This is a genomic window from Jannaschia sp. Os4, assembly GCF_016820245.1.
Classification (GTDB): Bacteria; Pseudomonadota; Alphaproteobacteria; order Rhodobacterales; family Rhodobacteraceae; genus Jannaschia.
Genome location: NZ_JAFCAR010000001.1, coordinates 431445 through 443844, shown reverse-complemented (window position 1 = coordinate 443844; position 12400 = coordinate 431445). Strand labels below are relative to the sequence as shown.

At 71.0% G+C, this 12400-nt stretch carries 13 protein-coding genes and 1 tRNA gene; 2 read left to right on the top strand and 12 right to left on the bottom strand.

Translation table 11 applies throughout. The features are described from left to right. Positions 1 to 90 precede the first annotated feature (90 nt). Together JQC91_RS02310 and JQC91_RS02305 are read right to left on the bottom strand one after the other, a co-directional pair. A tRNA-Ala gene (locus tag JQC91_RS02310) sits at positions 91 to 166 on the bottom strand. A gap of 48 nt (positions 167 to 214) precedes the next feature. Further along, complete coding sequence (locus JQC91_RS02305; protein ID WP_203285151.1) at positions 215 to 562, bottom strand: TIGR02300 family protein; 348 nt, start codon at positions 560 to 562, stop codon at positions 215 to 217. Positions 563 to 671: 109 nt separating this feature from the next. Between JQC91_RS02305 and JQC91_RS02300 the strand changes: the two genes are divergently transcribed. Together JQC91_RS02300 and JQC91_RS02295 are read left to right on the top strand one after the other, a co-directional pair. After that, positions 672 to 1343, top strand: a complete 672-nt coding sequence (locus tag JQC91_RS02300) for a SprT family zinc-dependent metalloprotease (protein ID WP_203285502.1) — start codon at positions 672 to 674, stop codon at positions 1341 to 1343. 22 nt (positions 1344 to 1365) lie between these two features. Then, positions 1366 to 2013 carry a GntR family transcriptional regulator gene (locus JQC91_RS02295; RefSeq protein ID WP_203285150.1) on the top strand — a complete coding sequence of 216 codons (648 nt, stop codon included), beginning with the start codon at positions 1366 to 1368 and terminating at the stop codon, positions 2011 to 2013. A 51-nt stretch (positions 2014 to 2064) separates the two neighbouring features. On the opposite strand, the gene pheT is transcribed toward JQC91_RS02295, so the two are convergent. The 10 genes from pheT to odhB all read right to left on the bottom strand — a co-directional run bounded on the left by pheT (position 2065) and on the right by odhB (position 12397). Then, complete coding sequence (pheT, locus tag JQC91_RS02290; RefSeq protein ID WP_203285149.1) at positions 2065 to 4452, bottom strand: phenylalanine--tRNA ligase subunit beta; 2388 nt, start codon at positions 4450 to 4452, stop codon at positions 2065 to 2067. A 61-nt stretch (positions 4453 to 4513) separates the two neighbouring features. After that, entirely contained in the window at positions 4514 to 5245 is a 732-nt protein-coding gene (locus JQC91_RS02285; RefSeq protein ID WP_203285148.1) for a hypothetical protein, read from the bottom strand. Between the two features lie 51 nt (positions 5246 to 5296). Further along, positions 5297 to 6367: a phenylalanine--tRNA ligase subunit alpha gene (pheS, locus tag JQC91_RS02280; RefSeq protein ID WP_203285147.1), complete on the bottom strand. Its 1071-nt coding sequence runs from the start codon at positions 6365 to 6367 to the stop codon at positions 5297 to 5299. 50 nt (positions 6368 to 6417) lie between these two features. Then, positions 6418 to 7206 (bottom strand): TerC family protein, encoded by a 789-nt coding sequence (locus JQC91_RS02275; protein WP_203285146.1) that lies wholly within the window; start codon positions 7204 to 7206, stop codon positions 6418 to 6420. Between the two features lie 54 nt (positions 7207 to 7260). Further along, complete coding sequence (locus JQC91_RS02270; protein ID WP_203285145.1) at positions 7261 to 7923, bottom strand: SGNH/GDSL hydrolase family protein; 663 nt, start codon at positions 7921 to 7923, stop codon at positions 7261 to 7263. 46 nt (positions 7924 to 7969) lie between these two features. After that, positions 7970 to 9355, bottom strand: a complete 1386-nt coding sequence (gene lpdA, locus JQC91_RS02265) for a dihydrolipoyl dehydrogenase (RefSeq protein WP_203285144.1) — start codon at positions 9353 to 9355, stop codon at positions 7970 to 7972. A gap of 73 nt (positions 9356 to 9428) precedes the next feature. Further along, positions 9429 to 9839 carry an MAPEG family protein gene (locus tag JQC91_RS02260; RefSeq protein WP_203285143.1) on the bottom strand — a complete coding sequence of 137 codons (411 nt, stop codon included), beginning with the start codon at positions 9837 to 9839 and terminating at the stop codon, positions 9429 to 9431. Positions 9840 to 9935: 96 nt separating this feature from the next. After that, positions 9936 to 10127, bottom strand: coding sequence for a hypothetical protein (locus tag JQC91_RS02255; RefSeq protein ID WP_203285142.1), 192 nt, complete (start codon positions 10125 to 10127; stop codon positions 9936 to 9938). After that, the gene (locus tag JQC91_RS02250) at positions 10124 to 10846 is read right to left on the bottom strand and encodes a hypothetical protein (protein ID WP_203285141.1); all 723 of its coding nucleotides are present in this window, start codon (positions 10844 to 10846) and stop codon (positions 10124 to 10126) included. Before JQC91_RS02250 ends, JQC91_RS02255 begins: the two co-directional genes overlap by 4 nt. 3 nt (positions 10847 to 10849) lie before the next feature. Next, the gene (gene odhB, locus JQC91_RS02245) at positions 10850 to 12397 is read right to left on the bottom strand and encodes a 2-oxoglutarate dehydrogenase complex dihydrolipoyllysine-residue succinyltransferase (RefSeq protein WP_203285140.1); all 1548 of its coding nucleotides are present in this window, start codon (positions 12395 to 12397) and stop codon (positions 10850 to 10852) included. Positions 12398 to 12400: the final 3 nt, after the last annotated feature.

Sequence of the window (12400 nt, the reverse complement as noted above, 5' to 3'; positions counted from 1 at the left end):
ATGGTGGGGCCCCCGGCGCGGAGCCGTCCGCAGGACGGCTCATGGAACCAAGGAGTCCCTAGGATCCAGCCGACCGAATGCAGTGGGGGATGGTGGAGCCTAGGGGAGTCGAACCCCTGACCTCTTGCATGCCATGCAAGCGCTCTACCAACTGAGCTAAGGCCCCGATGCGGCGTCCCTTACGGCCCCCGAACGGGGGCCGCAAGGGGGCAGGTCAATCGTCGTCGTCGGTGTCCGCGACGTCGCCGCCGATCTCGTTCAGCGACACGGTCGTGTCGTCGTCCTCGTCGTCGTCGAGCACGTCGTCGTCGGCCACGTCCGCCGCTTCGTCCTCCTCCTCGACGTCGTCGTCGTCCAGCAGCAGGTCGTCGTCGTCCGCCTTGGACGCCTTCTTGGAGGCGGCATCGTCCTTGTCGGCCACCAGCACGCGCGTCTTGGTGCCGGTGTCCACCGGCACGACCTCGCCCGTGTAGGGCGACACGACCGGGTCCTTGCCGAGGTCGTAGAATCGCTTGCCGGTCTCGGGGCAGACGCGCTTGACGCCCCATTCTTCCTTGGCCATGTCGGTCTCCTTCTCGGCCCGGCGCGCGCCGTGCGGACAGGCCGGATGCAGGGATTTGGGGGCGATGCCACAGGGGAACGACCCTTACAAGACGGGGGACGGCAAGACGATGCCCGTGCCGGGCACCGATCTGGTGGTGACGCCCCGCGTCTCGGCGCGCGCGCGGCGCATGACGCTGCGCGTCGGGCGGACCGACGGTCGGGTGTCGCTGGTGGTGCCCAAGGGCATGCCGCTGCGCGAGGCCGAGGGGTTCGTCGCCGCCCATGCCGACTGGATCGCGCGCCAGGTCGAGGCCGCGCCCGCGCCGCGCCGGGTGGAGGTGGGCGGCACGCTGCCGCTGATGGGGCGCGAGGTGCCGGTGGTCGAGGGGGCGGGCCGCGCCGCCCGCTGGACCGGCGCGGCGGTCGCCGTCCCGCCCGATCGTCCCGGCCCGCGCGTGGCGGCGCTCTGCCGGACCCTCGCGCGGACGCACCTGCTGGAGGCGGTGGACCGGCACGCCACGGCGCTGGGACGGCCCTTCGGCAAGGTCACGCTCCGGGACACGCGGTCCCGCTGGGGCTCCTGCACGTCGCGGGGCGACCTGATGTTCTCGTGGCGCCTGATCCTCGCGCCACCGGAGGTGCTCGACTATGTCGCCGCGCACGAGGTGGCCCACCTCGCCCACATGGACCACTCGGCGCGGTTCTGGGACTGCGTCGGACGGCTCATGCCCGGCTACGCGCCCCGGCGCGCGTGGCTGCGGCGTGAGGGCGCGGCGCTGCAGGCCATCGACTTCGGGTGAGCGCGCGGGGCAGGGTGCGCCCATGCTCCTCGACCCGCTCCCCGAGGGCGGCGGCGCCGCCCACGACCGCCTCTACCGCCGCCTGCGCACGCGCATCATGCATGGCGAGGTGGAGCCGGGCGCCCAGCTGACCCTGCGCGGCATCGCGCGCGAGACGGGCCTGTCGATGACCCCCGTGCGCGAGGCGCTGCGCCGCTTGGCGGCCGAGGGGGCGCTGTCGCTCTCGGCCTCGGGTCGGGTGACGGCGCCGCGCCTGACGACCGAGCGGATCGAGGAACTGGCGTCGATCCGCGCTTTGCTGGAGCCGGAACTCGCCGCGCGCGCGCTGCCCCGCGCCCACGACGCGCTGATCGCCCGGCTGGAGGCGATCAACGTGGCCATCGCCGAGCAGATCGCGAAGCACGACGCGTCGGGCTACATCCGCACCAACCTCGAGTTCCACCGCACCCTCTACCTGCGCGCGCAGGCGCCCGCGATGCTGGCCTTGGCCGAGACGGTGTGGCTGCAGCTGGGGCCGACGATGGCCGCGCTCTACGGGCGGCTGGGGCGCACCGACCTGCCGCGCGGGCACCGCCTGATCGTCGCCGCGCTGCGGGCGGGGGACGAGCCGGGGCTGCGGGTCGCGGTGCGCGCGGACGTGACGGGGGGGCTCAGGCTGCTGGCGGGGTAGCCGGGGGCCAGCCCCCGGACCCCCGGGATATTTCGGCCAAGAAAGGGGGGATCACCCCCTCAGCTCGCCGCCCGTCGCCTTGGCCACCTTCTCCACGATCTTCGCGCCGACCGCCTCGATCTCCTTGTCGGTGAAGGTCGCGTCCTTGGGCTGGAGGCGCACCGTGATGGCGAGGCTCTTGCGGCCCTCGCCGAGGGAACCTCCGACGAATTCGTCGAACACGCGCACCTCGTCGATCAGGGTCTTGTCCGCGCCCTGCGCGGCCATCACCACCTTCTGCGCCTCGACGTCCGCATCCAGCACGAAGGCGAAGTCACGCTCCACCGCCTGCAGGTCCGAGAGCGTCAGGGCAGGGCGGGCCGTGCCCTGCACCTTGGGCTGAGGCAAGGCGGCGGGCTCAAGCACCATCGCCACCGCCGGACCCTTCACCCCGAGCGCCTTGAGGATGCGGGGATGCACCTCGCCGAAGGTGGCGAGCGTCTTCTTCGGCCCGAGGCAGAGCCGCCCCGACCGGCCCGGGTGCCACGCGTCCCCGGCATCGCGGAACACCTGCACCTTGGGCGCGCCGAGCGCCTCCAGCACGGCCTCGGCATCCGCCTTGGCGTCGAACACGTCGACGGGGCGCCGCTCGCCGCGCACGTCCTTGGACGTCGTGTGGCCGGTCCGCAGGACGGCGACCTCGAACCGCTGCTCGCCGGGCTTCGGCCCGTCGAAGACGTGCCCCGCCTCGAACAGGCCGAGATCGGCGAAGCCGCGGGACTGGTTGCGCGCCGCCGCCTGCAGCAGGCCGGGCAGGAGCGAGGGGCGCATGTGGCTCATCTCGCTGCTGATCGGGTTCTCCAGCCGGGCCGCGTCGGTCGCGCCGAACAGCAGCGCCGCGTCCCGGTCGATGAAGCTGTAGGTCACGCACTCGTCCAGCCCCCGCGCCGCCGCCGCGCGGCGGGCCATGCGCTCGCGCACCTGCGCGGGCGTCAGCACGGGGCGGAGCACCTGCGCGGGCCGCGACATCGGCGCGCCCTCCAGCCCCGTGAGCGAGGCGACCCGCGCCACCTCCTCCACGAGGTCCGCCGTGCCCTGCACGTCGGGGCGCCAGCCGGGGACGTGGGCGCGGTCGCCCTCCATCCCGAAGCCGAGCGCCGTCAGGATCTCGCGCTGCCGCGCCTCGGGCACGTCCATGCCCACGAGGGTCCGCATCCGGTCGGGTGCGAAGGCGTAGCTGCGCGCCACGTCGGGCACCTCGCCCGCCACCACCATCTCCGAGACCTCGCCGCCCGCATGGTCCACGATCATCGCGACCGCCCGGTCCAGCCCCTCGGGCGTGAAGGTCGGGTCCACGCCCCGCTCGAAGCGGTAGCGGGCGTCGGAGTTGATCCGCAGCTTCCGCCCCGTCGTGGCGATCTGCACGGGGTCCCAATACGCGCTCTCGACCAGCACGTTGGTGGTCGCCTCGGTCACGCCGGAATGCGCCCCGCCCATGATGCCCGCGATGCTCTCGGGGCCGGCATCGTCCGAGATGACCATGGCCCCCTCGGGCAGCGCGTAGTCCTTCTCGTCCAGCGCCGTGATCTCCTCGCCGCCCGCCGCGCGGTGGACCCGCAGGTTCCCCCGCACCACGTCCGCGTCGAACACGTGGAGCGGGCGGTTCAGGTCGAAGGTCGCCCAGTTGGTCACGTCCACGAGGAACGAGATGGGCCGCAGGCCGATGGCGCGCAGCCGGTCCTGCAGCCAGTCGGGCGAGGGGCCGTTCCGCACGCCGCGGATCATCCGCAGGCAGAAGACGGGGCAGCCGTCGCGCGTGTCGTCGTCGATGCTCACCGTCACGTGGCTTTGATACGACCCCTCGACCGCCACCTCCGGCAGCGGCTTCATCGTGCCGAGGCCCCGCGCCGCGAGGTCGCGGGCGATGCCGCGCACGCCCAAGGCGTCGGGCCGGTTCGGGGTGATCGCGATCTCGATCACCGGATCGACCTTGGCAGGGTCGTTCTCGGCCAGCCAGTCGACGAAGCGCTGGCCCACCGCGCCCGAGGGCAGCTCGATGATGCCGTCATGCTCGTCCGACAGCTCCATCTCGCGTTCGGACGCCATCATGCCGTGGCTCTCGATCCCGCGGATCTTGCCCACTTGGATCGTCGTGTCGATGCCCGGCACGTAGGTGCCCGGCTCGGCCACCACGACGGTGATCCCGGCGCGGGCGTTGGGCGCGCCGCAGATGATCTGCTTCACCCCGTCCGCAGTCTCGACCTTGCACACCCGTAGGCGGTCGGCGTCGGGGTGCTTCTCGGCCTCCAGCACGCGGCCGATGCGGAAGTCCGACAGGCGGGCGGCGCGGTCCTCGACGCCCTCCACCTCGAGCCCGAGGTCGGTCAGCGCGGCGGCCACCTCGTCCACGGTGGCCGTGGTCTCGAGATGCTCGCGCAGCCATGACATCGTGAACTTCATCGCACCCTCCGGGACAGGCCGCGGCGGGCCTAGCCCATCGCCCCGGCGGGTGCAAAGGGCGTCAGGCCTCCGGGTCGGGGGCGGCTCCGTCCGCCGCGCCCGGGTCCACGACCGCGATGCCCCGCGCGCGCGCCGTCGCCGCGCCCGTCCGCGCCGCGAGGGCGGCGACCTCCGCGCCCATCGCCGCGAACACTCGGCCCGCCGCGCCCGACAGCTCCGCTCCCTCGACCTGCGCGGCGAGGCCGACCATCCGCAGCGCGCGCCCGATGCCCTCCGCCTCCTCCAGCAGCCGGTCCATCAGCGCCGCCCGGTCCGAGAGGGCCGCGACATGGGCGCGGTCGCGGGCGACGTCGGCCGCTTGGAGCGCCATCACGACCGCGTAGAGGTCGAAGAGCGTCCGCTCCCGCGTGGTGCGGGCCAAGCCGTCGGCGCGCGCGCGGTCCAAGGCCGCGAAGTCCTGCGCGTCCAGCAGGGCGAGCTCGTCGGCGAAGGCGAGGATGCGCGCGCGCTCCTCCTCGGCCGCGGCGAGGGCCTCGGCCAAGGCGGCGTCGTGCAGGACGGATCGCACGTGCTCCACGTAGGACCGGACGTAGCGCCGCAGCTCCGCCATCAGGGGCGGGCGCATCTCCTCGCGGTCGGCCCACGCGAACTGCAGCGCGAGCTGGCCGAGGCAGAGCAGGTGCCCCCGGGAGCGCCCGATCACCGCGAGCGGGTCGGAGGAGTAGAGGTCGACCTGGCGCGCCCGGGCGCGCGGGGTCGAGGGGGCCGAGAGGACGGGTGCGGGCGGGGCCATGCCCCCCTCTAGCGCGGGGGCGTTACCGAATCCTGAACCGGACCGGCCCCGTCACCCCGCGTGGCGGGTGGGCGCGGCCAAGGGCGAGAAGCCGTAGTGCCGCAGCCACCGCAGGTCCGCGTCGAAGAAGGCCCGCAGGTCCGGGATGCCGTATTTCAGCATCGCGATCCGGTCGATCCCCATGCCGAAGGCGAAGCCCTGCCACTCGTCCGGGTCCACCCCGCCCGCCTGCAGCACCTTGGGATGCACCATCCCGGACCCAAGGATCTCCAGCCAGTCGTCGCCTTGGCCCAGCTTCAGCGTCCCGCCCTCCCACGAGCAGCGGATGTCCACCTCCGCCGACGGCTCGGTGAAGGGGAAGTGCGAGGCGCGGAAGCGCAGGTCGATGCTCTCGACCTCGAAGAAGGCGCGGCAGAACTCCTCGAGGCACCACTTGAGGTTCGCCATCGTGATGTCGCGGTCCAGCGCCAGCCCCTCGACCTGATGGAACATCGGGGTGTGGGTCTGGTCGTAGTCGGCGCGGTACACCCGCCCCGGGCAGATCACGCGCAGCGGCGCGCCCTGCGCCTCCATCGACCGGATCTGCACCGGCGAGGTGTGCGTGCGCAGCACGAAGGGGTTGCCGTTCTCGTCCGCGCCCGCGTCCCGGCCCATGTAGAACGTGTCCATCTCGGCCCGCGCGGGGTGGTGGCCGGGAATGTTGAGCGCGTCGAACACGTACCAGTCGGTCTCGATCTGCGGCCCCTCGGCCACCCCGAACCCCATGTCCGCGAAGATCGCCGTGACCTCCTCGGTCACTTGGCTGACCGGGTGGATCGTGCCCGCGTGCCGCGCCCGCGTCGGCAGGGTGACGTCCAGCCACTCGTCGGCCAGCCGCGCCTCGAGGGCGGCGTCCTCCAAGGACGCTTTGCGCGCGGACAGTGCGGCGTTGATCTCGTCCTTGAGCGCGTTGAGCCGGGGGCCGGCCTGCTGGCGCTCCTCCGGGGTCATCCTGCCCAGCTCGCGCATCTTCAGCGCGACCTCGCCCTTCTTGCCCACGGCGGCGACGCGCACGTCCTCGAGGGCCGCCTCGTCGCCCGCGTCGAGGATCGCGGTCAGCCACTTGTCGCGCAGGTCGTCCATCGGTGCCTCCAAGGTCGCGGCGGACTAGCCCGCGCGGCCGGGGGCTTCAACTACTCCGCCGGGGCGGCCCGCTCCGCCAGCCGCCGGTTGCGCCGCCGCGCCACGAAGTTCAGCGCCTCGACCAAGGCGGCGAAGGCCATCGCCGAGTAGATGTAGCCCTTGGGCACGTGCCGCCCGAACCCGTCCGCGATCAGCACCATCCCGATCATCAGGAGGAACGCGAGCGCCAGCATCACCACCGACGGGTTGGCCTGCACGAAGCGCATCACCGGGCCGGAGGCGGCGAACATCACCCCCACCGCGATCACCACGGCGGCCACCATGATCGGCAGCTCGTCGGTCATGCCCACCGCCGTCAGGATGCTGTCCACGCTGAACACGAGGTCCAAGAGCACGATCTGCACGATGGCCACCGCGAAGGTGGAGGACGCGCCCCGGTCCTTGCCCGTCGCCGTCTCGTGGCCGGGGCTCAGCTTCTCGCGGATCTCGCTCGTCGCCTTCCACGTCAGGAACAGCCCGCCCGCGATCAGGATGATGTCGCGCCATGAGAAGGCGGTCTCGAAGCTGGGCTCGCCATGCGGCCCCGGCGCCCCCGTGATCCCGAGGTCGATCACCGGCGCCGTCAGCCCCACGATCCACGCGATCCCCGCCAGCATGACCAGCCGCAGCACCAGCGCCAACGCGATCCCGATCTTGCGCGCCCGGTCGCGCTGATGCTCCGGCACCTTGCCCGCGACGATCGAGATGAAGATCAGGTTGTCGATCCCCAAGACGATCTCGAGCGTGACGAGCGCGGCGAACGCGGCCCACGCCTCGGGGGAGTAGAGCAGGTCGAGCATGGCGGCGGTCCTTTCCGTGGGGACCGAACGTCGCAGGGGGGCGGGCGTTCCGCCCTAGCGCATCGCCCCCGCCATCACCCCCGCGATCCGCGCCGACCCCTGCGCCGAGGGGTGCACCGCGTCCGCCGCGTAGTCCGCCCGCACCGCGGGCCGGATCACGTCGCCGCTGTCGGCGAACACGATGCCCGCGTCCCGCGCCGCGAGCCGGGCGAGCCGCCGGTCCAACTCGGTCAGGACGGGGGTGCAGCCCGTGAAGGACGTCACCCGCCCCGCCAGCCCGGGGTAGTAGCCCATCAGCGCGACCCGGCTGCCGGTGGCGCGCATCTCGGCCACCAAGGACGGGATCGCCCCCGTCAGCGCGGGCGAGATCAACCGGTCCAGCACCGCACGCTCGGCGGCGGTCCCGCAGGCGCCCTGCAGGTCGTTCGCGCCCCCGTCCATCAGCACCCAGTCCCAGCGCCCCGCGTTCGCGCGCCACTGCTCGGAGACCGAGGGCACGAAGGCCGTGATGCCGCTCCCGCGCGAGGCCACGCGCGCGCCCGACCGGCTCGCGTCGCGCACCGGGAGGCCCAGCGCGGCGCCCACGCCCTCGGGCACGCCCGCCGCGCCGTTCCACGCCAGCACGCTGTCGCCCACCGCGAGCAGCCCGCCGCCCGCAGACCCCCCGCCCGTCGACGCGCAGGCCGTGAGCAGGAGCGCCACGGCCACCCCCCTCATCTTGGCGGAAATACCTCGGGGGGTACGGGGGGCAGAGCCCCCCGCACTACGCATGGATCGCCCCATCCCCGCAGGCCAGCGCCGCCTCGCGCATCGCCTCGGAATAGGTGGGATGCGCATGGCACGTCCGCGCGAGGTCCTCGGCCGCCGCCCCGAACTCCATCGCCACGCAGACCTCGTGGATCAGGTCGCCCGCCATCGGCCCGATGACGTGGCAGCCGAGGATGCGGTCCGTCTCGGCGTCCGCGATCATCTTGACGAAGCCGTCCGCCGCGAAGTTCGCCTTGGCCCGCCCGTTCCCCATGAAGGAGAACTGCCCGACCTTGATCTTGTGGCCCTTCTCCTTGGCCAGCTCCTCGGTCAGCCCGACGGACGCCACCTCCGGATGGGTGTAGATCACGCCGGGGATCACGTCGTAGTTCACGTGCGGCTTCTGTCCGGCCAGCATCTCGGCCACGGCCATCCCTTCGTCCTCGGCCTTGTGGGCCAGCATCGGCCCCTCGATCACGTCGCCGATCGCATGGACGCCCGACACGCTGGTCGCGTAACGATCGTCCACCTCGATCTGGCCGCGCTGCGACGTCTTCAGGTCGAGCCCCAAGCCTTCGGTGTAGGGCCGCCGCCCCGTCGCCACGAGCACCACGTCCGCGTCGAGCGACTTCTCCGCCCCGTCCTTGCGCATCGCGTAGTGGACGGTCGCGCCGTCGCCCGCGCGCTCGACCTTGGACACGGCCGCGCCGGTGACGAACTTGATCCCCTGCTTCTTGAGGATCTTCTGGAACTGCTTGGCGACCTCGGCGTCCTGCCCCGGCACGATGCCGTCGAGATACTCGACCACCGTCACGTCCGTGCCGAGCCGGGTGTAGACCGAGCCCAGTTCCAGCCCGATGACGCCGCCGCCGATGACGACCATCGATCCGGGGATGCGCCCCAGCTCCAGCGCGCCGGTCGAGGTGACGACCACCTCCTCGTCGACCTCCACCTCGGCGCCGGGCACCGGCGCGGACTCGCTGCCGGACGCGATCACGATGGCCTTGGCCTCGTGCACCTCGTCGCCGACCTTCACCTTCCCCGCCTCGGGGATCGACGCCCAGCCCTTGATCCAGTCCACCTTGTTCTTCTTGAACAGGAACTCGATGCCCTTGGTGTTCTGGCCGATCACGTCGTCCTTGTAGGCCAGCATCTTGGCCCAATCGACCTTCGGCGCCTCCGCCATCAGCCCCATCTTGGCGAAGTTGTGCTCCGCCTCGTGCAGCTGGTGGGAGGCATGGAGAAGCGCCTTGGACGGGATGCAGCCCACGTTCAGGCAGGTTCCCCCCAAGGTCTCGCGCCCCTCCACGCAGGCCGTCTTCAGCCCGAGTTGCGCCGCGCGGATCGCGCAGACGTAGCCGCCGGGGCCGGAGCCGATGACGATGAGGTCGTATTGGGCCATGGGGTCGTTCCTCGTTGCCGGTCGCCGGGGGCGCTGCCCCCGGACCCCCGGGATATTTCGACCAAGAAAGGGGTCAGATCAGGGTTGAGATAGCCATTGCCACGGTCGCCGTGAACCCGACCATCCACGCGATGGAGCGGCCGGGCCGCGCGCCGAACGCGTAGAGCGGGACGTAGACGACGCGCGCGGCGAGGTAGGTCCACGCGCAGGCGGCGGTGAAGGCGGTGGACTGGCCCGAGAGCGTGACGACCAGCACGGCGGCGGTGAAGGGCACCATCCACTCGGTGTGGTTGTTCAGCGCGCGGTAGAGGCGGGCGGTTCGCTCCGACAGCAGGTCCTCGAGGTTCCCGCCCAGCCGCGCGCGGTCGCGCGCCGACATGGTCTTGCCGGGGCCGACCTCGCGGTTGGCGGGGATCGCCATGAGCGCGAACTGCGCCGCGTGCAGAAGGACGGCGAGGGCGAGGACTGTCAGTTCGGGTGTCATGCGCGCTCCGCCTAGTGCGAGGCACCCGCAGGGTGGGCGAGAGCCCACGCATGCGCGTCCGTCGCCGCCATCCGACCGCGTGGTCTCTCGCCCACCCTACGAGCCATCGCCGCCCCGCCGCGAGCGGATCACCATGTAGGTCGTGAAGAGCGAGATCGCCGCGTAGCCCGCCGCCAGCCACCACAGCATCGGGTCCGGCCCCCGCCACGCCTGCAGCAGGATGACGAGGATCACCGCGATGCCGACGCGGAGGATCCAGAAGGCGATGGCGCGGCGGGTGGGGGTCATGTTTTGCCATGTTCTACAGTCGGCTCGCCGGAGGCCGGAGATGGGAGAACTATTGCGACATCTAAATCCGCGCCGAGTTTTCTGGATATGTAGTTGGTCAGGAAGAAGCAAAGACCGATGCTAGTCAAAGCAATTAGCGATGCGAGCAGTCGATTCCCGAAGGGATCATAAATAATGATCTGTGGAATAGAGAAGACGATGATCGTTAGTCCGCCGCCTATAATTGCGATCGCACTCTCGCTCTGCCGAAACCGCTCCTCAAGCAAAACAGCGCCAACTTCTGATATGCGCCGAGCGCGGATGCTCCATTTTGCCCGTTCCGGAGATCTGAGGAGATATGCTGTCCCGACCGTGATAAGCAACTCTCCGATGACATACGCAATAAATACCAAGAAGAACCCTATTGCACCTTGAACAATTGGCTCAAGGCTCTCCATCCATTCCAACAAAGATCCGAGCGGATCTAACGAATACAGTTCATCAACTCTCTCTATGGCTAGGAGCGTCCTATCGCGGAATGCACTCAAACGCTCAGAATCAAATCCCTGTTCTAGGGTCACAATCTCCTGCTCGAGGGAAGATATTTCCATTCCCAACTCTTGAAGCTCACCAACCATAGGGGCAAAGTGCCCAATAAGGATTGAGCTAAAAAGATAGAGTGCTCCAAAGCCGACAGCCGAGAACGCGCGAGGCCACCTTGTTGGCAGATGTTGCATCATCTTTCACAAATCCATCAACAACCGCCGCGGGTCCTCCAGCGCCTCCTTCACCCGCACGAGGAACGTCACCGCGCCCTTCCCGTCCACGATCCGGTGGTCGTAGCTCAGCGCGAGGTACATCATCGGCCGCACCACGATCTCGCCGCCGACCACCACGGGGCGCTCCTGGATCTTGTGCATTCCGAGGATGCCCGACTGCGGCGGGTTCAGGATGGGCGAGGACATCAGCGAGCCGTAGACCCCGCCGTTCGAGATCGTGAACGTCCCGCCCTGCATGTCCTGCATGGTCAGCTTGCCGTCGCGCGCCGCCACGCCCTTCTCGGCGATGGCCTTCTCGATGGCCGCGAACGACATCGCGTCGGCGTCCCGGATCACCGGCACCACGAGGCCCGTCGGCGTGCCCACCGCGATGCCCATGTGGACGAAGCGCTTGTAGACCACGTCCGTGCCGTCGATCTCGGCGTTGACCTCCGGCACCTCCTGCAGCGCGTGGCAGCAGGCCTTGGTGAAGAAGGACATGAAGCCCAGCTTCACGCCGTGCTTCTTCTCGAAGAGGTCCTTGTATTCCTTCCGGAGCGCCATGACCGCCGACATGTCCACCTCGTTATAGGTGGTCAGCATCGCGGCCGTGTTCTGCGCGTCCTTCAGGCGGCGCGCGATGGTCTGGCGCAGGCGCGTCATCCGCACCCGCTCCTCGCGAGGGGCGTCGTCGGCGGAGACCGGCGCGCGCGGCGCGGCGGCGGCCTTCGGCGCGGGCGCGGACATCCCGGCCACGTCCTCTTTCATGATCCGCCCGTCGCGGCCCGAGCCCGCGACGGAGGCCGGGTCGATCCCCTTCTCCGCCATGATCTTCTTGGCCGAGGGCGCGTCCTCGCCGCGCTTGGCCCCGGCGGCGGCCACGTTGGCCTTGGCCTCCTCGGCCTCGGCCTTCCCCGCGCCCGGCGCGGGCTCCGGGTTCATCGCGGGGGGCTTCGCCGCCCCCGAGGCCGCGCCCGAGGACATGCGCGCCAGCACGCCGCCCGCCTCGACCGTGTCGCCCTCGGCCACCAGCAGCTCGGTCAGCGTCCCGGCGGCGGGGGCGGGCACCTCGACGGAGACCTTGTCCGTCTCCAGCTCGCACAGCATCTCGTCGGCGGCCACCTCGTCGCCCACCGCCTTGAACCACGTGGAGACGGTCGCCTCCGTCACCGACTCGCCCAAGGCGGGGACCATGACGTCGACGCTCTCGCCGCCGCCGTCCGAGGGCGCGTCCCCCGACGATCCGGGCTCGGCCACCGCCGCCGGCGCCGCCGCGTAGGAGGCGGACGCCCCCGCCCCCTCCGAGATGGTCGCCAGCAGCGCGTCGACGCCCACCGTCTTGCCCTCGGCGGCGACGATCTCGCCCAAGGTGCCGGTGGCGGGGCTGGGCACTTCCACCGTCACCTTGTCGGTCTCCAGCTCGCAGAGCATCTCGTCCGTCGCCACGGCGTCGCCGGGCTTCTTGAACCACGTGGCCACCGTGGCCTCGGTCACGGACTCGCCCAGCGTGGGCACCTTCACGTCGATCGCCATGTC

Excerpts from the sequence above, each read along its gene's own strand:
- JQC91_RS02305 (WP_203285151.1), bottom strand. The coding sequence starts at position 562 with ATGGCCAAGGAAGAATGGGGCGTCAAGCGCGTCTGCCCCGAGACCGGC.
- JQC91_RS02300 (WP_203285502.1), top strand. The coding sequence starts at position 672 with ATGCCCGTGCCGGGCACCGATCTGGTGGTGACGCCCCGCGTCTCGGCG.
- JQC91_RS02295 (WP_203285150.1), top strand. The coding sequence starts at position 1,366 with ATGCTCCTCGACCCGCTCCCCGAGGGCGGCGGCGCCGCCCACGACCGC.
- pheT (WP_203285149.1), bottom strand. The coding sequence starts at position 4,452 with ATGAAGTTCACGATGTCATGGCTGCGCGAGCATCTCGAGACCACGGCC.
- JQC91_RS02285 (WP_203285148.1), bottom strand. The coding sequence starts at position 5,245 with ATGGCCCCGCCCGCACCCGTCCTCTCGGCCCCCTCGACCCCGCGCGCC.
- pheS (WP_203285147.1), bottom strand. The coding sequence starts at position 6,367 with ATGGACGACCTGCGCGACAAGTGGCTGACCGCGATCCTCGACGCGGGC.
- JQC91_RS02275 (WP_203285146.1), bottom strand. The coding sequence starts at position 7,206 with ATGCTCGACCTGCTCTACTCCCCCGAGGCGTGGGCCGCGTTCGCCGCG.
- JQC91_RS02270 (WP_203285145.1), bottom strand. The coding sequence starts at position 7,923 with ATGAGGGGGGTGGCCGTGGCGCTCCTGCTCACGGCCTGCGCGTCGACG.
- lpdA (WP_203285144.1), bottom strand. The coding sequence starts at position 9,355 with ATGGCCCAATACGACCTCATCGTCATCGGCTCCGGCCCCGGCGGCTAC.
- JQC91_RS02260 (WP_203285143.1), bottom strand. The coding sequence starts at position 9,839 with ATGACACCCGAACTGACAGTCCTCGCCCTCGCCGTCCTTCTGCACGCG.
- JQC91_RS02255 (WP_203285142.1), bottom strand. The coding sequence starts at position 10,127 with ATGACCCCCACCCGCCGCGCCATCGCCTTCTGGATCCTCCGCGTCGGC.
- JQC91_RS02250 (WP_203285141.1), bottom strand. The coding sequence starts at position 10,846 with ATGATGCAACATCTGCCAACAAGGTGGCCTCGCGCGTTCTCGGCTGTC.
- odhB (WP_203285140.1), bottom strand. The coding sequence starts at position 12,397 with ATGGCGATCGACGTGAAGGTGCCCACGCTGGGCGAGTCCGTGACCGAG.